General features: G+C 59.6%; 21 protein-coding genes. All 21 read right to left on the minus strand.

Features of this window, described 5'->3' with window-relative positions; all coding sequences use genetic code 11:
• Positions 1-132: 132 nt before the first annotated feature.
• The gene (locus DW796_RS08405) at positions 133-1,161 is read right to left on the minus strand and encodes an ABC transporter ATP-binding protein (RefSeq protein ID WP_118094823.1); all 1,029 of its coding nucleotides are present in this window, start codon (positions 1,159-1,161) and stop codon (positions 133-135) included.
• Positions 1,162-2,253: an ABC transporter ATP-binding protein gene (locus DW796_RS08410; protein ID WP_022094887.1), complete on the minus strand. Its 1,092-nt coding sequence runs from the start codon at positions 2,251-2,253 to the stop codon at positions 1,162-1,164.
• A 2-nt stretch (positions 2,254-2,255) separates the two neighbouring features.
• Positions 2,256-3,191, minus strand: a complete 936-nt coding sequence (locus DW796_RS08415) for an ABC transporter permease (protein ID WP_117640785.1) — start codon at positions 3,189-3,191, stop codon at positions 2,256-2,258.
• Between the two features lie 14 nt (positions 3,192-3,205).
• Positions 3,206-4,243 carry an ABC transporter permease gene (locus tag DW796_RS08420; protein WP_118094824.1) on the minus strand — a complete coding sequence of 346 codons (1,038 nt, stop codon included), beginning with the start codon at positions 4,241-4,243 and terminating at the stop codon, positions 3,206-3,208.
• Positions 4,244-4,399: 156 nt separating this feature from the next.
• Positions 4,400-6,076, minus strand: coding sequence for an ABC transporter substrate-binding protein (locus tag DW796_RS08425; RefSeq protein ID WP_118094825.1), 1,677 nt, complete (start codon positions 6,074-6,076; stop codon positions 4,400-4,402).
• A gap of 290 nt (positions 6,077-6,366) precedes the next feature.
• Entirely contained in the window at positions 6,367-6,621 is a 255-nt protein-coding gene (secG, locus tag DW796_RS08430) for a preprotein translocase subunit SecG (protein WP_006236144.1), read from the minus strand.
• Between the two features lie 165 nt (positions 6,622-6,786).
• Positions 6,787-8,340 carry a 2,3-bisphosphoglycerate-independent phosphoglycerate mutase gene (gene gpmI, locus DW796_RS08435; RefSeq protein WP_117564869.1) on the minus strand — a complete coding sequence of 518 codons (1,554 nt, stop codon included), beginning with the start codon at positions 8,338-8,340 and terminating at the stop codon, positions 6,787-6,789.
• Between the two features lie 5 nt (positions 8,341-8,345).
• Positions 8,346-9,113, minus strand: coding sequence for a triose-phosphate isomerase (tpiA, locus tag DW796_RS08440; protein ID WP_022094882.1), 768 nt, complete (start codon positions 9,111-9,113; stop codon positions 8,346-8,348).
• The gene (gene pgk / locus DW796_RS08445) at positions 9,106-10,296 is read right to left on the minus strand and encodes a phosphoglycerate kinase (protein ID WP_117564871.1); all 1,191 of its coding nucleotides are present in this window, start codon (positions 10,294-10,296) and stop codon (positions 9,106-9,108) included. The genes tpiA and pgk overlap by 8 nt, the downstream gene beginning before the upstream one ends.
• 140 nt (positions 10,297-10,436) lie before the next feature.
• Entirely contained in the window at positions 10,437-11,462 is a 1,026-nt protein-coding gene (gene gap / locus DW796_RS08450) for a type I glyceraldehyde-3-phosphate dehydrogenase (protein WP_099431436.1), read from the minus strand.
• Between the two features lie 193 nt (positions 11,463-11,655).
• On the minus strand, positions 11,656-12,585 hold the full coding sequence (gene whiA / locus DW796_RS08455) for a DNA-binding protein WhiA (protein WP_117759549.1): 930 nt from the start codon (positions 12,583-12,585) through the stop codon (positions 11,656-11,658).
• 6 nt (positions 12,586-12,591) lie between these two features.
• Entirely contained in the window at positions 12,592-13,512 is a 921-nt protein-coding gene (gene rapZ, locus DW796_RS08460; RefSeq protein WP_118094826.1) for an RNase adapter RapZ, read from the minus strand.
• A gap of 101 nt (positions 13,513-13,613) precedes the next feature.
• Positions 13,614-14,300, minus strand: a complete 687-nt coding sequence (locus tag DW796_RS08465; RefSeq protein WP_022094877.1) for an N-acetylmannosamine-6-phosphate 2-epimerase — start codon at positions 14,298-14,300, stop codon at positions 13,614-13,616.
• A 140-nt stretch (positions 14,301-14,440) separates the two neighbouring features.
• Positions 14,441-15,406 (minus strand): ROK family protein, encoded by a 966-nt coding sequence (locus tag DW796_RS08470; protein ID WP_118094827.1) that lies wholly within the window; start codon positions 15,404-15,406, stop codon positions 14,441-14,443.
• Positions 15,407-15,578: 172 nt separating this feature from the next.
• Positions 15,579-16,499, minus strand: coding sequence for a dihydrodipicolinate synthase family protein (locus DW796_RS08475; RefSeq protein ID WP_035138887.1), 921 nt, complete (start codon positions 16,497-16,499; stop codon positions 15,579-15,581).
• A gap of 68 nt (positions 16,500-16,567) precedes the next feature.
• Complete coding sequence (locus DW796_RS08480) at positions 16,568-17,419, minus strand: acetylxylan esterase (protein WP_118066012.1); 852 nt, start codon at positions 17,417-17,419, stop codon at positions 16,568-16,570.
• On the minus strand, positions 17,412-18,389 hold the full coding sequence (locus DW796_RS08485) for an acetylxylan esterase (RefSeq protein ID WP_117647499.1): 978 nt from the start codon (positions 18,387-18,389) through the stop codon (positions 17,412-17,414). The genes DW796_RS08480 and DW796_RS08485 overlap by 8 nt, the downstream gene beginning before the upstream one ends.
• Before the next feature lie 80 nt (positions 18,390-18,469).
• Positions 18,470-19,297 carry an ABC transporter ATP-binding protein gene (locus DW796_RS08490; RefSeq protein WP_089573612.1) on the minus strand — a complete coding sequence of 276 codons (828 nt, stop codon included), beginning with the start codon at positions 19,295-19,297 and terminating at the stop codon, positions 18,470-18,472.
• Entirely contained in the window at positions 19,298-21,313 is a 2,016-nt protein-coding gene (locus DW796_RS08495; RefSeq protein ID WP_035138893.1) for a dipeptide/oligopeptide/nickel ABC transporter permease/ATP-binding protein, read from the minus strand. It lies immediately after the preceding gene.
• A gap of 3 nt (positions 21,314-21,316) precedes the next feature.
• Entirely contained in the window at positions 21,317-22,273 is a 957-nt protein-coding gene (locus DW796_RS08500) for an ABC transporter permease (protein ID WP_055251823.1), read from the minus strand.
• Positions 22,274-22,430: 157 nt separating this feature from the next.
• Complete coding sequence (locus DW796_RS08505) at positions 22,431-24,044, minus strand: ABC transporter substrate-binding protein (RefSeq protein WP_117655648.1); 1,614 nt, start codon at positions 24,042-24,044, stop codon at positions 22,431-22,433.
• Between the last annotated feature and the right edge of the window lie 319 nt (positions 24,045-24,363).

Genomic DNA, 24,363 nt, shown 5'->3' on the forward strand with positions numbered 1-24,363 from the left:
GGTGTTACTTTTCAGAACATTCCGCAGGACGCAAGTAACCCCCGCCGCACGAAGTGCGCAGCGGGGGTTACTTGCATGTCCGAGGACGTTCTGAAAAGTAACACCAGGGCGGGCCCGGACGAAAACAACCGACTACAGGTCGATGTGCGATTCCTTGATCGGGAACGGCTCGGCGAAGTGGCAGGCGCAGCAGTGGCCCGGGGCAACTTCCTTAAACTCAGGAAGCTTCTCTGAGCAGATGCCCTGCGCGATCGGGCAACGCGTGTGGAAACGGCAGCCGGTCGGCGGATCCAGCGGCGACGGCGGATCGCCGGCGAGGATGATACGCTTGCGGGTCTTCTGGATATCCGGATCGGGCACCGGCACAGCAGATAGCAGCGACTGCGTGTACGGATGGTGAGGCTCGCTATAGAGCGTCTTCCAGTCCGAAACCTCGACCATCTTGCCCAGATACATAACGGCAACGCGATCGGAGATGTGCTGCACGACGGACAGGTCGTGGGCGATAAACAGATACGCCGTACCAAACTTGTCCTGAAGTTCCTTGAGCAGGTTCAGAACCTGGGCCTGAATGGAAACATCCAGAGCGGAAACGGGCTCGTCGCAGATGATCAGCTTGGGCTTCAAAGCGAAGGCGCGGGCGATGCCGACACGCTGACGCTGACCGCCCGAGAACTCGTGCGGATAGCGGTTGATGTGCTCGGGGTTCAGTCCAACGACGTCGAGAAGCTCGCGAACACGCTCGATACGCTCCTCCTTGGTGCCCACGCCGTGAATAGTCATGGGCTCGGAGACGATCTCGCCGATGGTCATACGAGGATTGAGCGAAGCATAGGGGTCCTGGAAGATGAACTGCATCTCGCGACGCATGTCCTTGATCTCATGCTTGCTCATCTCGGCAACATCTTTGCCCTGGAAGAACACCTTGCCGGCAGTCGGCTGGGTCAGGCGCATAATCGTGCGGCCCGTGGTGGACTTACCGCAACCAGACTCGCCAACCAGACCAAAGGTCTCGCCAGGATAAATCTCAAACGAGATGTCGTTCACAGCAGAGACGACACGCTTGGAAAAACGCTTGGCGAACATGCCGGACTCTGCAGGGAACTCCTTAGAGAGGTGCTCAACCTTCAGCAGCGGAGTACGCTCATTATTGTCTGCCATTTACGCCTCGCCTCCCTTCTTGGAATCCTTGCGCGTACGGGACGTCTCAGGAGCGTTCTTGAGGAACTCGGGGTCACCGGAGTAGTGGCACGCAGAGTAATGGCCAGACTCGGTAACAACGCGCTCGGGGCGCTGCTTGCGGCACTTGTCCGTCGCATAGGGGCAACGAGGAGAGAAGACGCAGCCCTCAGGCAAGTTCATGAGCGAAGGCGGGTTGCCGTGAATCGGCGTAAGAGGCTTCTTCTCTTCGATGGCCTGCTCCGGGATGGAGCGGATAAGGCCCCAGGTGTAGGGGTGGCGGCTCTCGTAGAAGATTTCCTCAGCAGTACCGAACTCGACAGGACGGCCGGCGTACATAACCATGATTTTGTCGGCCATATCGGCGACAACGCCCAGGTCATGGGTAATCATGATGATGGCGTTGCCGTTCTTCTCCTGCATTTCCTGCATAAGCTCAATAATCTGAGCCTGAATGGTAACGTCCAGGGCAGTTGTGGGCTCGTCGGCAATCAGAATATCGGGATCACAGGCAAGGGCCATGGCGATCATGACGCGCTGACGCATACCGCCGGAGAACTGGTGCGGATACTCGTTGACGCGCTTCTCGGGCTCGGGGATACCAACAAGGTCCAAAAGCTCGGTGGCGCGCTTGAGCGCCTCCTGCTTGGAGTAGCCACGGTGCAGACGAAGGCCCTCGCCCACCTGCTTACCGATCTTATAGACCGGGTTCAGGGAGGTCATAGGATCCTGGAAGATCATCGCGATATCGTTACCGCGAATGTGCTGCATCTCTTCCTCGGTCATCTCGAGGATAGAACGACCGCGATAGCGAACGTCGCCGCCCTCAATCTTTCCCGGAGGCATCGAGATAAGGCCCATGATGGTCATGGCGGTCACGGATTTACCAGAGCCGGACTCACCGACGACACCCAGGGTCTCACCGCGATCGAGCGTGTAGGACACACCATCGACGGCGCGAACCACGCCATCCTCGGTGTGGAAATACATCTTAAGGTCATCGACCTCGAGCAGATGCTGGCCCTCGGGAACCGGCTGGTCCTTCAGGTCCACATAGTTCTTGTTCTTCTTCATCCTTATGCGTCCTTCATCTTGACGTCGAGGGCGTCGCGCAGACCGTCACCAAGTAGGGTGAAGGCGAGCACCGTCGAGAGAATTGCCAGACCGGGCATGATCATCATCCAGGGAGCAGTCAGAAGATACTGCTGGCCATCCTGAATCATGGAGCCCCACGAAGGCGTGGGCGGGATAACGCCCATGCCGAGGAAGGACAGAGCGGACTCGGTCAGAATAGCGCCACCAATGTTCATGGTCGCATAGACCACGATAGAAGCAACGGAGTTCGGGAAGATATGGCGCATAACGATACGCGCATCGGATGCACCCATAGCGCGAGCGGCGTCAACATAATCGTTCTCTTTGACCGTTAGGATCGCAGATCGGAAGACACGGGCAATCGAGGGCCAGCCGAGAATGCCGATGGCGATAAAGACATTCTGAAGACCACGACCGATAACGGCAATCATGGCAACAACGAACAGCACGTACGGGAACGCCAGGAAGATGTCCGCACAGCGCATGATGATCGTATCCCAGATGCCGCCATAGAAACCGGCCAGGGCGCCCATGACCAGACCGATCACCGTAGAGATGGCGGTGGCCATAATACCGACGGAAAGCGAAACGCGTGCACCGTAGATAACACGGACGAGAATGTCACGACCAAGAGAGTCGGTGCCAAACGGGTGCTCGGCACACGGAGCCAGCAGCGAAGTCTCGGCCATGGTGGTCGAGTCAGAAGCCGTAGGAGAGCCGAGCCAGGGCTTAGCCCACAGATCGGCGGTCAGGGCGACCACAACAACGATGATGATCCAGCAGACACCGATAACGGCGAGCTTGTTCTTACGAAGACGCTTAAAAGCGTCGCCCCACAGCGTGCGGGACTTGGCGGGAGCAGATGCGGCCTTGGTGGCGGTAGCCTGCTCCTGAGACTGAGAATCAGTTTCCTGCATGAGACGTACCTCCCTTAGGCCTTATCCGACGGACCGCCAAGGCGGATGCGCGGGTCGAGGAATGCATAGCTAATATCGACGAGCAGGTTGATCACCATAACGACGACAACAATGAGCGTAACGCCGCCCATAACGATGGGCCAGTCGCGCATGCTAATGGCGCGGTAGACCTCGAAGCCGATGCCGGGCCAGTTAAAGACCGTCTCGGTCAGGATGGCGCCCGAAAGCATGCCGCCGAAGTCGACACCAATATAGGTAACAACGGGGATGAGTGCATTCTTAAGCGCATGCTTGACGATGATCGCGCGATTGGAGAGACCCTTGGCCTTTGCCGTGCGGATATAATCCTGATTCATGACGTCGAGCAGCTGCGAGCGCATGATGCGGGCAGCATAGGCGGTCGAAACCGAAGCCAGCGTAATGGTCGGAAGCACATAGTGCATCCAATCCTGATACTGAGAGCTGGAACCGCCGGCACCCGAGATCGGCATGGAGAATGCACCGCCCGTGGCGTCCTTGAGAATGACGCCAAAGAACAGCTGCAGCAACATACCGAGCCAGAAGGCCGGGACGGCAACGAGAATCGACGTGGTGAGCGTTACCAAAATATCCCAGAAGGAATAACGCTTGACCGCCGAAATGATACCCGCACCGATACCCATGATTGTCTCGAGCACGATAGCGCACGCGGCAAGTTTGACCGTATACGGATACTTCTGGGCAAAGATATCCGTTACCGGCAGCTTGCGCTGGTACGAATTGCCCAGATCGCCATGAAGCAGACCGTTCATGTAATACAGATAACGGTCCACGAGCGACGTTTGAACGGGATCGCCGTTCTCGTCAAGGATCGCGTTGCCGTCCTCGTCCGTCTGGACCAGGTGATAGCGAACGCGAAGCTGAAGCTCCACCTCGGGGGACAGAGCCTTGTCTCCACCGATCAGCTTGATCGGATCTCCCGGCACGATATTCTGGAGGGCGAACAGAATCAGCGTAACGCCCAAAAATACCGGGATGAACTGAAGCACACGTTTAACGATGTACTTACCCATACCACTCCCCTATCTAGGGATTAACCTAAATGGGATGCCGATCGCCAGACCGGCATCCCAAAATTACCATCAGCCAGTTTACCCCAGGTTAGGGGGAACTGTATGTTTCCCATGAGGTCTACGTAAATACTTGACCCTCACGGAAGCTGCAAACTCTTAAGCGAGCTCAGCGGTACTCAGATCGGCGTGCTTCTGCGGATCGACATAGAGGTGCTTGACACGGTCGGAGCCAGCGATGGTGTGCGTGTAGAACATCACCGGGATAACCGGGCAGTCGGCAGCGACCATAGCGTCGGCCTCCCGCATCTTGGCGATGCGCTCGTCGTCGTCAACCGTGGTGCGGGCCTCATCGACCTTGGCGTCGAACTCGGGGTTGCTGTAACCGGAGCGGTTGTCGCCACCGAGGGAGTCGGAGTGGAACAGCGGATACAGGAAGTTGTCCATGATCGGGTAATCGGCGATCCAGCCCAGACGGCCGAACTGATAGTTGAAGTTCTGATACTGCTCGAGCAGGGCAGACCACTCGGGAGTATCGGAGACGGCGGTGACGCCCACCTTGGCGAGGTCGCCGATGATGGACTCCATGATCTCCTTGTGGCCACCGTCCTGGTTGTAGGACAGGGTCACGTTAATGCCACGATCGCCGTTAGCGCCGGCGGGAGCGACCTTGTCGAGGTACTCGTTAGCTTTGTCGACGTCATAGGCGCAGAACTCCCATGCGCCCTCCTTGTAGCCGGCGATTCCCGGAGGAACAATACCGTCGGCGGGGGTACGGGTACCCTTGAAGATGGTCTTGCAGATGGCCTCACGGTTGATGGCCAGGGAGATGCCCTTGCGCAGGTCGGCGTTATTGAACGGCTCGGCCGTGGTGTTGCAGGTCAGATAGTACGTGGAAGGCTCGGCGCCGAGCAGCATATGCTCGCCGTCACCCATGGTGTAGCCGTCCTTGGACTCGCCACGGTCCTTCTTGGCGGCGTCGATCTGAGCAACGGGAACGTCGCAGACATCGAGGTTACCGGCCTGGAACTCCTTGTAAGCGGTCTCCATGTCCTTGATGACCTGGAAGTGGATGGCGTCGATCTTGGCCTTGTCGCCATAGTAATCGTCAAACTTCTTGAGGTTGATCTCCTGGCCATCCTCCCACTTACCGTCCATCATGAACGGGCCGTTACCGACCGGGGCAAGGTAGAAGCTCTTGACATCGGACTCGGCGCACTCGGGAACCGGGGACAGAGCCGGGTGAGAGGCGACGAAGGGGAAGTCGGCGTAAGCGGAAGACAGCTTGACGACGAGGGTCTCATCGTCGGGGCAAGTAACACCGCTGAGCTCGGTAGCGTTGCCGGCAAGCAGATCGTCATAGCCCTCAACCATGGAAAGGTGGTAGGAGACCTCGGAAGGACCATATTCGGTGGCGATGGCCGACTTGGTGTTGACTAGACGCTCCCAACCGAGCTTGAAGGACTTGGAGGTAACGTCGTCACCGTTGTGGAACTTAGCCTTCTTGATCTTGAAGGTGAACTCGGTGGCGTCGTCGTTAGCCTCAAAGGACTCGCAAGCCAGCGGAACGATCTCGCCCTTCTCGGGGTCGTACTCCGTCAGAGCGTCGAAGAGCTGGTACTCGACCTGAGTGCCCTGATCCTCCTGGACGTTGTAGGGGTCGATGCAGACCGGGTTGTTGATGTAGAAGTTCAGCGTCGAACCGGACTCAGAACCGGAAGCGTCGCCGCCCTTCTTGCCGCATGCGGCAAGAAAAGCCATGGAGCTCGCAGCGAGGGTGCCGCCAACAAAGGCGCGACGACCCATAACGGGCTGGTGGAACATAGAATCAGCCATGCCATCCTCCTTATGAGATAGGACAAAGTGAATTCGGCCGGGCAACGTCGAGACAGCCCAATCGAACCATTCAAACGCGGTCCGCTGTTATGGCTGGTTATGCAATGCGGGCCAACGTTTTGCAATACAGTAGCGCATTTTATGCACAATTTGGCGCTGATTCCGGTTAACGGTCGAGAATTTCTTTAGTTGGGCGAAGTATGTGGGGATATTTTGGCTCTGTTACAAGTCTGTAAACAAAAAGGGCCCCGCACATGCGGGACCCTTTACAAACGTATATACGCCGATGCTTAGTAGCCGACGATGCCCTGCGGGAAGAAGAACATGCACAGAACGACACACACGGCAAAAACGACGGCCATAATTACCGTCAGGCGATCGAGGTTCTGCTCCATGACGCCCGTGGCAGAGCTGGAGTTATACAGCGAGCTAGCGATCATATCCGAAACGCCGGTGCCCTTACCGGAATGCATCAGAACGAGAATCGTCAGCGCCACGGCAGAAACAGCCCAAACGACAAACAGAAGAATCTGAAACGGACCCATAGATAAGCTCCTTAATAGAACGATTCAAACTCCAGTACTGTACCACAACCTCCAACACTCCCCCACCTGCCATTTAGGGACGGGGCAGAAATGGCAGAAATACCAAAAAAGGGGGTCGTCCGGTTGTGGACAACCCCCTTACTAGAAAACGGTATTTGTTTTCTATTAGGCCTCGGTGGCGAGCACGCGACCCGTCATCTCGGCGGAAGGCTCAATACCAGCCATGATGAGCATGGTCGGAGCGATATCGGAAAGACGGCCGTCCTCGATACCGGTGAGCTTGGCCTTATCATCAACGATGATGAACGGCACGCGGTTGGTGGTGTGAGCCGTAAACGGATGCTTGGAACCGTCGGAAGCAACGTCAAACATGTGATCGGCGTTGCCATGGTCGGCGGTAATCAGCGCAAAGCCGCCCTTGGCGAGAATCGCCGGGACAACCTTGGACAGAGCATCGTCAACAGCCTCGACGGCCTTAACGGCGGCGTCGAATACACCGGTGTGACCAACCATGTCGCAGTTCGCGAAGTTCACGATGTAGAAATCAGCGCGATCCTCGTTGATTGCGGCGACGAGCTTCTCGGTAACCTCGGGAGCGCTCATCTCGGGCTGCAGATCGTAGGTAGCGACCTTGGGGGAAGCGACGAGCACGCGCTCCTCGCCCTCCTTGGGCTCCTCGATGCCGCCGTTGAGGAAGAACGTCACGTGAGCGTACTTCTCGGTCTCGGCGGTGTGCAGCTGCTTCAGGCCATTGGCGGCGATAACGTCGGCCAGGACGTTCTCGGGGAACGTCTTGGGGAAGGCGACCTCGACGTCAAACGTCGGATCGTACTCGGTCATCGTCACAAAGTGCGAGAGCTTAATCTGCTCGCGCTCAAAGCCATCGAACTCCTTGTCCGTGAACACGCGGGTCATCTGACGAGCGCGGTCGGGACGGAAGTTGAAGAAGATGGCCGCGTCGCCCTCGTGGATGCCCTCGTTGTGGGCCGCGAAAGGCTCGACGAACTCGTCGCCGCGCGGATCCTTCTCGTAGTAGGCCTTGATACCGGCAACGGGGTCGGTATCGGCATCGGACGCGTTGACCATGACGTCGTAGGCGCGCTGGATGCGCTCCCAACGGTTGTCGCGGTCCATGGCCCAATAGCGGCCCGAAACGGTGGCAACGCGAGCGTCGCAACCGGTCTCCTCGGAGATCTTAGCCAGGAAAGCGCAGAACTCGCTCATGTAGCCGGCACCGGACTGCGGGTCGACGTCGCGGCCATCCATGAAGGCGTGGACGCGAACGGTCTTGACGCCATGCTGGGCAGCCATCTTGACCAGAGCCTCGACGTGGTTCATGTGAGAATGAACACCGCCAGGGCTCATAAGGCCCATGAGATGCAGGGTCTTGCCTTCGGCCTTGACGTCGTCCATAGCTTTGACGAAGACCTCGTTCTTGGCGATGGAGCCGTCCTTGATGGCGTTGTTGATGCGCGAAAGCTCCTGGAACACGATGCGGCCGGCACCGATGTTGAGGTGGCCTACCTCGGAGTTGCCCATCTGACCGTCGGGAAGGCCCACGTCCTCGCCCGAAGCACCGAGCGTGGTGTGAGGATACTTCTCGTACAGGCTATCAAGGAAGGGCGTCTTGGCAGCGGCGACGGCGTTCTCGCCATCGGCCGGAGCAAGGCCGCAGCCATCCATGATGATCAGGAGTGCAGGAAGATGACGCTGTGCCATATGTCCTACTCGCCTGCCTTGACGACCATAGAGGCGAAGTCGGCAGCCTTGAGCGAAGCGCCGCCCACGAGGGCGCCGTCAACGTCAGGCTTGGCGACGAGCTCGGCGATGTTGCCGGGCTTGGCAGAGCCACCATAGAGAACGCGGATGCCGTTAGCGAGCTCCTCGCCAAACATCTCCTTGAGGGTCTCACGGATAGCGCCGCAGACCTCCTGGGCGTCCTCAGCGGTAGCGGTCTTGCCGGTGCCGATGGCCCAGATGGGCTCGTAGGCGACGACGACCTGCTTGGGGCAGGTGATCTCAAGACCGGCAAGGCCAGCCTTGACCTGGTTCACGACGTGCTCGACATAGGTACCAGCCTCGCGGACCTCGAGGGACTCGCCGCAGCAGAAGACGGGAACAAGACCGGCGGCAACGAGGGCCTTGGCCTTCTTGTTCTGGTCCTCGTCGGTCTCGTGGAAGTAGTCGCGACGCTCGGAGTGGCCGATGATGCAGTAGGTGCAGCCAGCGGACTTGAGCATGTCGCAAGAGGACTCACCGGTGAAGGCACCCTTGGCCTCCCAGTACACGTTCTGTGCACCGAGGGCGATGGGGGCAGCCTGAATGCGGTCATGAACCGTGGTGATGTCAATGGTCGGAGGGCAGACGAGCACCTCGACGCCAGCCGGAACCTCGGGCAGAGCCTGAGCCAGCTCGTCGGCGAGCTTGGCGGCCTCAGCGACGTCGTTGTTCATCTTCCAGTTACCAGCGATAAGAAGGGTGCGATTAGGCATCGAGAAGCGCCTCCACTCCGGGCAGGGCCTTACCCTCGACGAGCTCCATGGAAGCGCCACCACCGGTGGAGATCCAGCTCATCTTGTCGGCCAGGTTGAACTTGTTGACAGCTGCGACAGAGTCGCCACCGCCGATGATCGAGGTGCAGTCGGCCTCGGCAACAGCCTCGGCGATAGCCTGGGTACCGTGAGCGAAGTTATCGAACTCGAAGACGCCCATGGGGCCGTTCCAGAACACGGTCTTGGCGCCCTTGACAGCCTCGGCGTAGAGCTCCTCGGTCTTGGGGCCGATGTCCATGCCCTCACGATCGTCGGGGATAGCGTCGGAAGCGACAACCTCGGGGACAGCGTCCTCGCCAAAGTGATCGGCAACGCGGTTGTCGATGGGGAGCAGGATCTTAACGCCCTTCTCCTCGGCCTTCTTGAGCATCTCGCCAGCGCGCTCGACCCAGTCCTCTTCCTTGAGGGACTGACCGACGGTCAAGCCCTGAGCCAGGAAGAAGGTGTAGGCCATGCCGCCACCGATGATCAGGGTGTCAGCGGAGTCGATGAGGTGATCGAGAACGCCGATCTTGGAGGAAACCTTGGAACCGCCGACGATAGCGACGAAGGGACGCTCGGGCTCGGCGAAGATGCCGGTCAGCGTGTCGACCTCCTTCTCGAGCAGGAAGCCGGCGACGGCAGGCAGGTAAGCGGCGGGGCCCACGACGGAACCCTGGGCGCGGTGAGCGGTGCCGAAGGCATCGAGAACGAAGACGTCACCATAGGAAGCGAGCTTCTTGGCGATCTCGGGATCGTTCTTTTTCTCACGCTTGTCGAAACGGACGTTCTCGAGAACGAGGACCTTGCCCGGCTCGACGGCGGCAACAGCCTCAGCAGCCTTCTCGCCGTAGGTGTCGGCGACAAAGGCAACATCGAGACCAGAGAGCTCAGCGAGCTTCTTGGCGACAGGCTCAAGGGAGAGCTCGGGCTGGAAGCCGGTGCCATCGGGACGGCCGAGGTGGCTCATGAGGATGACGCGAGCGTTGTGCTCAACGAGATAGTTGATGGTGGGCAGGGCAGCCTTGATGCGGGTGGTATCGCCAACGACGCCATCCTTGATAGGCACGTTGAAGTCAACGCGGACGAGAACGCGCTTGCCGTCGACATCGATGTCGCGGACGGTCTTCTTGGTAAAGGCCATGTTTGCTTCTACCTTTCGTACGTGTCTGCCTCCCATTACGGCAGACGATTTCCTATAAAAAGGGCGCGACCCTAGGGTGTAAGCCCTATGAGGCCGCGCCCTTCTTTAGACGCTCAACGAGCTATTCGCTAAAAGCTAAATTAAGCAACGAACTTCTCGAAGTACTTGATGGTGCGGACCATCTGAGAGGTGTAGGAGTTCTCGTTGTCGTACCAAGAGGTGACCTGAACGAGGGTCTGGCCGTTGCCGAGGTCAGAGCACATGGTCTGAGTGGCATCGAAGATGGAGCCGTGGGTCTCGCCGATGATGTCGGTGGAGACGATGTCGTCCTCGTTGTAACCGAAGGTCTCGGAGATGGTGGAAGCGTAGGCCTTCATAGCGGCGTTGACCTCGTCGACGGTGACCTTCTTGTCAACAACAGCGTAGAGGTTGGTGATGGAGCCGGTCGGCGTCGGGACGCGCTGGGCGGCACCGATGAGCTTACCGTTGAGCTCGGGGAGAACCAGGCCGATAGCCTTGGCAGCACCGGTGGTGTTGGGGACGATGTTGACGGCGCAGGCGCGGCTACGACGCTTGTTGCCCTTGCGCTGCGGGCCGTCGAGCGGCATCTGGTCGCCGGTCCAGGCGTGAATGGTGGTCATGATGCCGGACACGATGGGAGCGAAGTCGTTCAGACCCTTGGCCATCGGGGCGAGGCAGTTGGTGGTGCAGGAAGCAGCGGAGATGATGTTGTCCTCAGCGGTCAGCGTCTCGTGGTTGACGTTGTACACGATGGTGGGCAGATCGCTGCCGGCCGGAGCGGAGATGACGACCTTCTTGGCGCCAGCGTTGATGTGGGCCTGAGCCTTAGCCTTGCTGGTGTAGAAGCCGGTGCACTCGAGAACGACGTCGACGTCGAGGTCGCCCCAAGGCAGGTTGTTGGCGTCGGCCTCCTTGTAGATCTTGATCTCCTTGCCGTCAACGGTGATGGAATCCTCGCCAGCAACGACCTCGTGATCGCGAGCGTAGTTGCCCTGCGTGGAGTCGTACTTCAGCAGGTAAGCGAGCATATCGGGAGAGGTGAGGTCGTTGATAGCGACGATCTCGGAGCCCTCATGACCGAACATCTGACGGAAAGCCAGACGACCGATGCGACCGAAGCCGTTAATAGCAACCTTTACTGCCATTGTGTCTCCTTTCGTAAGGCCCCCGCAAGCTACAGCGCCCGCCGTTGAGGCCCACAAACTAACCACTCGCCTAATATACCTTTTTTTTGACTTGAATTTCACGAGAATGCTCGAAATTGAAAATCAAATTTACGTTAAAACGTTTTAAAGAATAAAATAGCAGCTAAATCCGTATATAAGTCGATACTTTAAACTACCCGTTTGCTTCAATGAGCTTTTCAAGCCTCAAAACTCGATGGTAGAGGGCCGACTTCGACAAGGGAGGGTCAGCCATCTCCCCTAAATCACGCAGCGACAGATCGGGATAGCGCTCGCGCAGGTCGCAAAAGACCGCCAAGGCATCCGGAAGCGCATCGCGAAGGCCGCGCTGCTCGAGCTCATCGATAAGCGCAAGCTGATGTTGGGCAGCACCGGCGCTTCTGGTCTGGTTGGCGAGCTCGGCGTTCACGCGACGGTTCACATCGTTCTTAACCAACTTGACCGCGCGCGCCTCCTCAATCTCGGCAACGCTGCGCTTGGCACCAATCAGCTTTAATAAATGCTCGATTTCCTCGGCGCTCTTAATGTACACGGCATATGACCCCCGCCGCGCATTAACACGAGCATGGACCCCAATCTGCCCCAACAGGTCGCAAAGCCCCTTGGCATATTGCTCGCCCTGCACCGCGATCTCCAAATGAAAATCGCCGCGTGGATCGGCCACGAAGCCGCCCGCGATGAGCGCGCCGCGGATGTAGGCAAGCCTGCAGCAGGGACGGGCAACGATGTGTCGGGGAACACCAGCAACGAGCCCTCCCCTGCGGTCTAGAATGCCCAGCAGCACCAGAGCCTTGTCCAGGTCGGGTTGATCGGGCAGGGTAATGAGATAGTTACGGACCTTATGCAAGACCGATTTACGAACGGTGAATTCCGTTTTGAGCTTAAGGATGCGATGCGTCAGCGTGATCATCGTGCGCGCGACGGCTCCCGTCTCGGTCGCGACCGTCAAACGATACCGCCCGGAGCCGGCCAACGAAAGCGTACCGCTCACACGCGTCAGGGCGGCAAGCGTCGACAAATCGCAGTATTCACATTCGGGTTCGCAGCGCGCAAGCTCGTCGCGCACCTCAGCGGTAAACGACATGCAGGCCTATGCCTTCGTGTTGGCGCGCGACAGGTCGCGGTGGGAGATGCTCACGTGATACTGGGCGCCTTCCAGGTAACGGGCCGTGGCCTCGGCAATGGCGACGCTACGGTGCTGTCCGCCCGTGCAGCCGATGGCGATAGAAAGCTGCGGCTTACCCTCCGCGATATAGCCCGGCATCACCGTATCGAGCAGCTGCGTCCAGGCCTTCCAGAACTCCTGGGTCTTGGGATGGTCCAGAACAAAGTCGGAGACTTTCTTATCGAGACCGGTCATGGTACGCATCTCGGTATCGTAAAACGGATTGGGCAGGAAGCGAACGTCGATCATAATGTCCGCCTCGACGGGCATACCGTGCTTAAAGCCAAACGAGAACACGTGAACGTCCATGAGCTGCTGGTCGGACAACTCGGAGAACGCCATGCGCAATTTGTTGCGCAGGGCAGAGGTGCGCAGGCGGCTCGTGTCGATAATCATATCGGCTCGATCGCGCACGCCCTGCAGCTGAAGGCGCTCGCGCTGAATGGCATCGGCCGTAGTCTCCCCCGGCTTGGCAATGGGATGACGGCGGCGATTTTCGCTGTAGCGACGAATCAGCACCTCGTCAGAAGCCTCCAGGAACACGATGTCGCAGCTCATCTCGCGCTCTTCGAGCGCGGCGACCGCATCGAGCAACTCGTCAAACAGTCCCTGGCTACGCAAATCGCAGGTGACGGCGAGATGCCTGCCCACGCCCGTATTGATGCCGACGAGCTCGGCAAGCTGGGCGATGAGACGCGGAGGTAGGTTATCAATGCAAAAATAGCCCATGTCCTCGAACACGTGCATGGCCTGTGTGCGGCCCGATCCGGACATTCCGGTGATGATGACGATATCGGGGATGCGCTCCGAGCGCTCCGCCGCATCCATGGCATCTCCCTTTTGCATGTGCTGCCTCCCAAAAACAAGCGCGGGACCCAGCAACCCGGATCCCGCGCGGTCAATTGCCTATATTGAGTATACCGCCCCGAGCGGATACGAGGCCTGTCTTACGCCTCAAGCGCAGCCTTGAACCAACTCGTAATACTCGTGGGGTGCGTGATGGCGGTGCCGACGACAACGGCCCAGGCGCCAGCATCGATCGCAGCGCGAGCCTCCTCGGGCGTGTGCACGCGGCCCTCGCAGATGATGGGAAGACCGGGGAATTCCTCGGTCGCCTGACGCAGGAGTGGCAGGTCGGGGCCATCGGCCATGGTGCAGTCGATGGCGGCGACGCCGTGAGAAAGCGTGGTGGATACCAGGTCAAAGCCCATATCAACCGCACGGCGAATGTCCTCGATGGTGGCACAATCCGCCATCAGGAGCACGCCCTCCTCGTGCAGCGGGCGGAAGGTATCCTCGACGGTCTTGCCATCGGGACGCGGACGATCGGTGGCGTCGATCGCCACGATATCGGCACCGGCAGCAACGCAGGCGCGAGCGTGACGCAGCGTCGGCGTGATGTAAACGCCCTCGTGTCCATCCTTCCACAGGCCGATGACGGGAACCTCACAGCGACCCTTAATAGCGGCAATGTCGGCAAGGCCCTGACAGCGAATGGCGGCGGCGCCGCCAAGCTCGCAAGCGCGAGACATTTGAGCCATGGTCTCGGGCGTACGAAGCGGCTCGCCCATATACGCCTGAACGCTCACGACGAGCTTGCCCTTCAGGGATTGAATCAAAGGATCAACGGTCATGTGCGACTCAACCTTTCTCAAAACAGCCTTCTGAGACACCGCACCTTGACGTTCAAACCGTCGCTCGCGTACCGAAGTACGCTTCGCTCCTCTTTCACGTCAATCTGCGGCACCTCAGAAGGCGCACTTGGTAGTTATGTTTACTTCAACGACGCAAGAAGGTGTTCGGCGGCACCGATGAGCGGAGCATCGCCCTCCAGAGAACCGATGAGGATCGGCGTGTCCTGAAGCGGATCGAGCGCCTGGCTGGCATAGCCCTCGTGCACCGAATCCTTCCACGTCTGCGAACGCCAATCGGGACCTTGGTGAATCACGCCGCCCGAAAGCACGATGACCTCAGGGTCCAGGATGTTAGCGAGCGAGCCCAAGCTGGCACCCAGCGCAAAGCCGGCATCATGGATGACCTCGGTCGCCTTTGCGTCGCCTGCACGGCACAGGTCGTTCACATCGCGACCGACCGAAGGACGGCTGGGGTCGACGCGGCCAAAGCGCTCATCGTACATACGACCAATGGAAGTGCCCGAAGCAACCGACTCCAGATGGCCGGAACGCCCGCAGGCGCAGGGAATGCCGGCGGCAGCCGAGCACTCGATGTGGCCCATATGGCCAGCAGCACCATGGAAGCCCTGCATCACGCGGCCGTTCTCGACATATGCGCCGCCGATACCCGTACCGATGCCAAGACACAAGACGGAGAACTTGCCCTTGCCGACACCCCAGTGGGCCTCGCCCAGAGCATGAGCCTGCACGTCGCCCACAACGGCAACGGGAAGACCAAGGTCCTCGCGCAGACGCGGCCCCAACTGAACGCCGGACCAGCCGGGCATGATCTCATTGGCATACGCAATGGCGCCCGTCTTGGGATCGACGACGCCTGCGGCACCGATACCGACACCGAGAACCTCGACATCGGGATTCGCCTCAAGAGCGGCCTTGATAGACGCCTCGATACGCTGGAAGACGGCCTCGCCGCCCTCTTGGGCCTCGGTAGGAACCTCGGCCTCAAAAACGGAATGGGGCACACTACCGTCAGCCGGGTACTCCATGATGGCAGTCGCAATTTTAGTTCCGCCGATATCGACAGAGCAGACGTACTTGTTCTCCATGTCGCTCTCCTTCGGAGATAAAAACAACTACAGGAAATGCGCCGTCAGGCTAGCCGTCACAGCGCAGTAAAGGTTATCCAGGTGCCCGAGATCGCCGAGAAACCGTGTGGCCATTGACCTAACGGGTCATGGCCACACGGTTGAACGGCGAGGTCGGGTGCCTGGGAAAGCTTTACAGGAGACCGTTGTCCTGGAGGACCTTCTTAATCGCCTCGACGTTCTCGCCAGTCATGGCCTTCACCGGGCGCGGCATGGTCGGGCTGTCGAAGATGCCCATGAGGTTCATAGCGGTCTTGAAGGCGCCGACGCCACCGGCATAGCCCTGGACGCCCGAGGTGACATCCCAGATGTGGGAGATCTCGTTGAGGCGATCCTGCTCGGCCTTGACGGTAGCCCAGTCACCGGCCTGAGCGGCCTTCCACTGGCGCACGTAGCCCTCGGGCTCAACGTTGGCAAGGCCCGGGACAGAACCGTCGGCGCCACCGAGGTAAGCGCCGTCGACGACAACCTCGTGACCGGTGAGGATACTCATCGGATGACCGTTCTTCTCGTTCTCCTGAACGAGATAGCGGAACGAGATGTCATCACCCGAGGAATCCTTGACGCCAGCAAGGACGCCCTCGGCGCCGAGCTTGGCAAGGAGCTTCCAGGGGAGCTTGGTGTGAACGCAGACGGGAATGTCATAGGCAAAGATGGGCAGGTCGAGCTCCTCGTGCAGGATGCGGAAGTGCTCCTCGACCTCGGTCATGCCCTGCAGGGCATAGAACGGGCAGGTGGCGACAAGCGCATCGGCACCCAGCTCCTGAGCGACCTTACCGTGCTCGATCATGCGCTCGGTCTCGGTATCGATGATGCCGACCAGGACGGGCACGCGGTGGTCGACGATACGAACGGCCTCGGCGATGATCTGGCGACGACGCTCATCGGTGGAGAAAACGACCTCGCCCGAAGAGCCCAGGAAGAACAGGCCATCGACGCCGGCATCGATCATGCGGTTGATGCTGCGCTCAAAGGAGGCAACGTCGAGCTGGTGGTCTTCGGTATCGGGAACAACGACGGGAGGGATAACGCCGGTGAATTTCTGAGTTGCCACAAGAATCTCCTTAGTTGTCTGGCGGGCGGCCCTATGCCACCCACTCTTGTTGGCAGTGTCCAGGCCGTCTAGGCCAAAGAACACGGGTAGAACGTTTGGTTAAAAAAGTCGATGACTTCGTTTTCGAACGCGTTGATGCGCTCATGAGCGTATTTGGCATAGATGATATGCCTCCGGTCACACTCAAGACCGTTGAATACGGCAAACTGGCCCTTGGGATCACTCACGGCATCCATGAGCGATGTGCCCATGAGCACCGATCCACGCACCCGAGACGACAACGCCTCGAGGCCACCGGGAATTGGATTGGCAACCGCCGTGCAGGCGAGGCCCCGCTCGTCCAGAGCAGAAACCGCCAGCGCGACTCCGCCGCCAAGGCCCTCGCCCCATGCAAAGATGCGGTCGGGGTCCACACCATCAAGATTGCGCGCCACCTTCGCCATCGCGCAACCCCAACGGACGCGCTTGACAAAAGCAGGAGAGGCAATCCCCTGCTGCAGCTCGCTGGATCCAATCGCCTCATCGTCCAGCGCAAGCACGGCATATCCCATGGCCGCAAACCTCGTCATGTGATGCCATCCCCGCACGGGTCGGTCGATGTCGTGAAACATCAGACATAGCGGCACAAGCTCGGATGCTCGGGCGCGACCGGCAGGCTCAATCAAACGCGCGTGGACCACATCGCCACTAAGCTCAAAGGAAACCTCGGAGTAGCGGGCATACGGATTGGCGAAATCGATCGCCGTAATACTCGGCCCGCAAACCTCAAGGTCCGAAGCGGCTATCTCTAATTCGGAAACATCCGCAGAAGCATCACCGCGCCAATCCCGGAAATCAGCGAGCCTTGACGAGACCGTTCCGGGAATCCCCACAAGGTCGGAGACAATCAGCTCATTGACATTGCTCTCGCACTTAGACATGAGCCTCCCCTCCCTTGCAGAAAAACGGAATGATCAGATCGTCAAAATCCTGAATCTCCTCGTGGCCAAAGCCTTCAAAGAACTCATGACGCTTTTCACAGGTCAGGTTGTTATAGACCGCAAACTGCGTCGCTGGCGGACAGACGGTATCGGCTGTGCCGGTGCCAAACAGCACGGGGCATTTGACCATAGGGGCAAAGTTCTTGGAATCGAAGTACGCCAGCTTGGCATAGGCTTCGTCGATACGAGTCGAGTCCTCGTCAAACCAGCGAGACCAATAGCGCAGGCCCTCGTAGGCAATGTCGTCGGCATCCAAATCCCAGACCAGGCGGAAATCCGACAGGAAGGGATAGAGGATGGCGGCGCGATTGATAAGCTCGCTGTTAAGTGCACAGGTCGCAATGCCCAAACCGCCGCCCTGCGACGCGCCGTTCACAAACACACGGGCAAGATCGATGCCCTCGAGCTCGCGAACGATGCGGCACAGGATGCGAATATCTTGGTGCAAGCGGACATAGTAGAGGTTGGCCGGATCGCCGTCGATACCGGCGACGATATGGCCCGCGACCGTTGTGCCCTCAAATCCACCAATGTCCTCGGAGGGACCTCCTTGGCCGGGGCAGTCGAGGGCGATGAGTGCCATGCCCATGCCCGCAAACGACGCCTGCTCAAACCAGCTGCGGCTTGCACCCGGATACCCATGGAACTGAAGTACCAATGGCACGGGCTCGTCCGAGACGGGTTTAAGGTACTTGGCATGCAGGCGAGCGCCACACATGCCGGTATACCAGAGGTCGAAAAGCTGGCAGGTCACGGCATCGGTGACCGATGCCGTCTCGATCGCATAGTCAAGTCCGACGGCGTCGGCCTCGGCCATGCGGTCCTTCCAAAAGAGATCGAAATCTGATGGACGGGGCATGGCGCCCCGATACCCACCAAATTGCTGTTGTAGCTCCTGAGCACTTGGCATGGCTCGTGAACCCAACCTTTCGAAATCGCAACGGAGGTGCGCCCGGCAAGGGAACCGGGCGCACGGGGAGGAAAGCGAGGCTACTCGCCGAGCTTGGGATGCAGCAGCGACGGCGCAGCACCGAGCAGCATCTTGGTGTAGGGGTCCTGAGGGTGCTGGAAGACCTGCTTGGCCTCGCCCTGCTCGACGATCTTGCCGCCATTCATAACGATGATGTCGTCAGAGATATAGCGGACCGTCTGGATGTCATGGCTGATGAACACCATGGCCAGGCCGAGCTCCTTCTTAAGGTCGGTCAGCAGGTTCAGAATTTGCGCGCGAACCGAAACGTCCAGAGCCGAGGTGGGCTCGTCGGCGATGATGGCATCGGGGTTCAGCGACAGGGCACGGGCAATTGCGACGCGCTGGCGCTGGCCGCCCGAAAGCTGGCCGGGAAGAACCTCGGCGGCGGAGCTGGGCAGACCGGTGAGCTCCAAGAGCTCCTTGACGCGCTTCTCCTGCTCGGCCTCGGTACCCAGGTTGTGGACGCGCATGGGGTCGAGCAGTTGCTCGCGAACGACCATACGGGGGTTGAGTGCCGTGGCCGGGTTCTGGAACACGACCGAGATGACGCGACCCATGTGGCGACGGTCCTCGGCGGTACGTTTGGTAACGTCCTTGCCCTTAAAGTAGACCTTGCCGCTCGTGGGGGCCTGCAGGCCGCACATGACGTTGGCGGTGGTGGACTTACCGCAACCGGACTCGCCGACGATGCCGATCGTCTGACCGGGCATGAGCCTAATCGTTACACCCTGGACGGCGTGAACCAGGTTAGGGTGCAGAATCGAGCCGGTACGGGTCCTAAAGGTGACGTGGACGTCATCAAGGAAGATGATCGGCTCGACGCCGTTGACTGCGGTCTCGCTCATCTACATCACCTCCGCGTGAGGGGTCAAACCATTTGCCTTGAGCACCTCGTCGGGGAGCTCGGAATAGAAGTGCTCGGTGCCGGGCACGCGCTTGAAGACCGGACGGGTGTCCAGGCCAATACGCGGATGGCTCGAGCGGGGCGCGAAGCGATCGCCCTTGGGGAAATCGCGCGGGCTCGGAACGGCGCCGGGCACCTGGTGCAGGCGGCCCGAACCGCTCTCGATGGACAGAACGGAACCCAGAAGACCGCGGGTGTACTCGTGGATCGGGTTGGTGAGCAGCTCCTTGGTGGGCGCCTGCTCGATAACCTGACCGGCGTACATCACCGTGATGTTATGGGCGACCTCGGCGACCAGCGCCAGGTCATGCGAGACGAAGATCATGGCAAAGCCGAGCTTGGCCTGAAGGTCGTTGAGCAGCTTGATGACCTGCTTCTGGACGGTAACGTCCAGAGCGGTCGTGGGCTCGTCGCAGATGACCAGCTTGGGGTCGCGGGTAAGGGCCATAGCGATCAGGACACGCTGACGCTGGCCACCGGAAAGCTCATGCGGGTAGCTCTCGAGCGTACGCTTGGGGTCGAGGCCCACGAGCTCCAGGAGTTCCTCGGCGCTGCGGGTGCCGCCGCGCTTGGTGAGCTGCTTCATCTGGGCAGAGATGAGCATGGAGGGGTTGAGCGAGGACAGGGCGTCCTGATAGACCATAGCGATATCGGTACCGCGCAGGCCGAACCACTCCTTCTTGCTCATCTTGAGCAGGTCGCGGCCCTCCCAGAGGACCTCGCCGGAAAGGTGCTCATCGTCGTCGGTCAGGCCCATGATGGCCAGCGTGGTGATGGACTTACCGCAACCGGACTCGCCCACCAGGCCCATGGTCTGACCAGGACGGACGTCAAAGTTGACATGGTCGACGACGTTGATATCGCCGTGATGCTCAAACTGGATGCAGAAATCGCGGACCGAAAGGATCGGTTCGACAGACTCGTCGGGCACATGGCGATCGTCACGCTTGAGCTCGACATCGCGCAGGGCGCCAAGGCGAGCGGAGAGGGACTGGGCCTGCTCCTTGTAGGCGCGAACGGGGTCGGAGACCAGCAGGTCGGCCTCGCGACGCTTGGAGGAATCGGTCGGATCCAGGGCGGCGGAGGGAGCAGCGGCCATGGCGTCGGTAATGCCCTCGGAGAGGATGTTGAGCGCCAGGCAGGTGATCATGATGGCCAGGCCCGGGAACAGCGCCTGCCACCAACGGCCGGCGAGCACGCCGCCGCGGGCGTCGGCGAGGATGTTGCCCCAGGTAGCGGTGGGCTCCTGGATACCAGCGCCGATGAAGGTCAGCGAGGCCTCGAAGATGATGGCGTCGGCGACCAGGGTAACGGTGAAGACCATGATCGGGGCGATGCAGTTACGCAGAACATGCTTGATCAAAATCCACGGAGCCTTGGCGCCGGAAACGATGACCGCGCGGACATAGTCCTCGCCGTACTCGGACACGATGTTGGCGCGCACGATACGGGCAATCTGCGGAGTGTACATAAAGCCGATGGCGAAGATGATCGACGGCACGGAGTTGCCCAGGATGGAGACGAAGACGGCCGCGAGGGCGATGCCCGGGATGGACATGATGATGTCCAGGATACGCATGATCGTCTCGGAAACGGCCTTGCGCGAAACCGCCGCAAGGGCGCCCACGACCGAGCCGCAGACCAGAGCCATGGCAGTGGCGCCAAAGCCGATAATCAGCGAGTAACGACCACCGTAGAGCATGCGCGACAGAATGTCGCGACCCTTATCGTCGGTACCGAAGATAAATCCGTTGCCGGGAGCCTGGCGAGCCGTAAAAATCTCGACCGGGCTATAGGGGGCAAGAAGGGGCGCCAGAATCGCAGTCAGGGCGACCAGCACCAACACGACGGCGGCAATCTTAGAAGACAGCGTCATCTTCTTCCAGCCACCGAGCTTGAGCCCCTTGGAGGCAGCCTTCTCGAGCTGCTCGGTTTGCTTCTCTCGAATCTTTACCATAATCTACACCGTCCTGATGCGCGGGTTGATGAGCAGGTAGAGCATGTCAACCACGATGTTGATGATGATGAAGGCAAGAGCAACGACGATAACGACGCCCTGAACCAGGTTCGCCTCGTTGCCCTGAACGCCCTGCAGAATCGCGGTGCCCATGCCGGGGAGGTTGAAGATAACCTCGATGACGACGGCGCCGCCCATGAGGTAACCGATCTTAAGACCGAGGGTGGTGACCGGGGTGATCAGCGCATTGCGAAGAACGTTGATGCCGACGACGACCTTCTCGGGAACGCCGGCGCCGCGAGCCATACGGACATAATCCTTATCGAGCTCCTCGACCATGGCGGTACGCACGATACGAGTCATCTGGCCCGTCAGCGGAAATGCCAAGGCGATAGCGGGCATGATCATACGTCCCAGATAGCCAGCCGGATTCGTGGTGAAGTGAGGCAGAGCACCCGATGCCGGAAGCACCTTAAGGTAGGAAGAGAACAGCAGGATCAACAGAACGGCAAGCCAGAACGACGGGGTTGCCAAGCCGGCGATGGAAAAGACGCGGATCACTTGGTCCGGCCATTTGTCGCGATACAGTGCCGCGATGACGCCGAGTAAAAACGAAACGACCGCACCGATGGCAAGGCCGATGAAGGTCAGCTGCATCGTGACGGGCAGGGCCGTGGAGATGCGCTTGGCAACGGAGTTGCGAGCAGCACCATAGGTGCCCATGTCGCCATGGATCAAATCGCCCATATAGCGCACGTAGCGCACAGGCCAGGGGTCGTCCAGACCATACTTCTCATGGTACTCGGCAACCGCCTCGGGCGAGGCACCGTCACCCAACGCCGTGTAGGCGGGGTCGGTCTTGGAGAACGACATAAGGAAGAACACCAGGACGGTGACGCCCAATGCCATGATCGGCAGCGCCACAAGACGCCTTCCAATCAAACGTAGCAAGTTGTTCACGTTCTCTCCCCTTTCTTTTGTCGGTAGGACCAACTGGTATATGAGTACGGATACTCATTACAAGACCCGAGCGACATCGAGGTCGCCCGGGTCTTTGTTTCAACTATGAGGATACGGTCCCAACGACCGACATCCTGCATACAGACTCAAGCGAGTCTTACGCCTTGACGGTCGCAACGCCCCTGAAGGACATGCTCGTCGTGCCGATGCCCTTGAAGCCATCGAGGGCCTCGCCGTTGGGCGCAGTGGACGGATCGTCCCAGGAAGCGGAGACGGTCTTGACGTGGACAACGGGGTACAGAACGGCGTTGTCGGCAATGATGTCGAAGCACTCGTTCCACTTCTTCTGCTGCTCATCGCCCTCAGCGGCAAGAGCCTCGTCCATGAGACCGTGGAGCTTCTGCCACTCAGCGGACTCCTTCCACGGGCAACGGGTCTGCATCCAGACGTTGTCGCCGTACCACCAGTTGAGCAGCAGGTCGGGGTCGGCGCCGAAGCAGGAAGGATCGCCAGGGGCAAGGAGGATATCGTAGGCCTCGCCGCCGTCGATGGCAGCGTAGGTGGCCGGCGAGGTATCGGTCTGGATGGTCACATCGAAGCCGAGAGCGTCGAGGTCATTCTTGACCTGGGCGGCCATGCCCTTAATCTGCTCGTTGTCGGTGGTGCGCAGGGTGATGGCACCCGGGGTGATGCCAGACTCCTCGATGAGCTTCTTAGCCTTCTTGGCGTCGGTCTTGTACACCGTGGAAGCCTCATGATAGTTGGTGAAGCTCTTGGGCAGGTAGCAGCTGGCAGCGGTGGCAAGGCCGGCGAAGGTGTTGCTGACCATCTTCTCGGTGTCGAGCGCATACATGACAGCCTGACGGACCTTGACGTTGTTCCAAGGCTCCTTGGCGACGTTGAACATGATGAAGCGGGTGCCGAAACCCTGAACGTTATCGATCTTGCAGCCGGCGCTCTCGAGCTGGTCGACGGCGTCAGCGGTAACGAGCTCCATAACGAGCGTGGAGCCCTCCTGCTGAGCGGTAACGCGAGCGGTGGGGTCGGTCAGGATGCTGTACTGGATCTTCTTATCCTCGGCAGCATACTCACCGTTGTACTCGGGGTTGGGAACCAGGGTGATCTCGGTATCGGAGATAGAGTCGTACATCCAGGGGCCGGAGCCGATCGGCTGCTTGGCGCGATCCTCCTCGGTCTGGGTGGCCGGGGTAACGCGGACGATGGCCAGACGATCCTTGAGCAGGGAGAAGTTGGGGACCTTGGTCTTGACCGTCACGGTGCTGGCGTCCTTGGCCTCGATGGACTCGAAGGGCTGGAAGAACGGAGCATAGGTAGCGGAAGCGGCGCAAGCGGTGTAGGAGGCAACGACATCGTCAGCGGTGACCTCGGTGCCATCGGAGAACTTGGCGCCCTTGCGGATGGTGACCTCGAAAGTGGTGTCGTCCACAGACTTGGGATCGTCGGTGGCGAGCTCTTTGAAGGTGCTGTAGTCGTGGTAATCGATGCCGTAGAGGCCCTCGACGACGTGCCAGTTAGCACCCAGGCCCACAGCGGAGCCGGTGCTGGCGGGATCGAAGCTGGATGGAGCGTAAGCGGAACCAGCGGTGATCACGCCGCCGCCACGGTTGGCGGAATCGGTGGAACCGGAAGCGGAACCCTCGTCGCTAGAGCTGCCACCGCAGCCGGTGAGACCAAGCCCTGCGACAGCAGCGACGCTGCCGGTGAGGCCGAGGAACGAACGCCTGGACATACCCTTGTTGATGATGGCCATGTCTTCTCCTATCAATAGAGAATCTTACCCGGGAGCGCCTAGACGTGCCCCCGCGCAACTTGCGGACGATATATACCTTACCTACCGACGAACCCAACTGAGGTGCCGCGCTCGGCGACCGATACATACATACGCTTGAACGGTATTTGCTACCGTTCACCGAATTCATTGACAAACGATTCGCCAGACAGTATGTATCGACGAGGTGAGATATCAGTCTTCGTCAACCCGCAGGATAGCAGGGTTGTTCACCATGGCTAGTCAAACGTTTTAGCGTTAATTAAACCCGAAATCGGCTGGTAATCGCCGTGAAATAAAT

It is taken from the genome of Collinsella sp. AM31-2AC (genome assembly GCF_003469285.1).
Classification (GTDB): Bacteria; Actinomycetota; Coriobacteriia; order Coriobacteriales; family Coriobacteriaceae; genus Collinsella; species Collinsella aerofaciens_AT.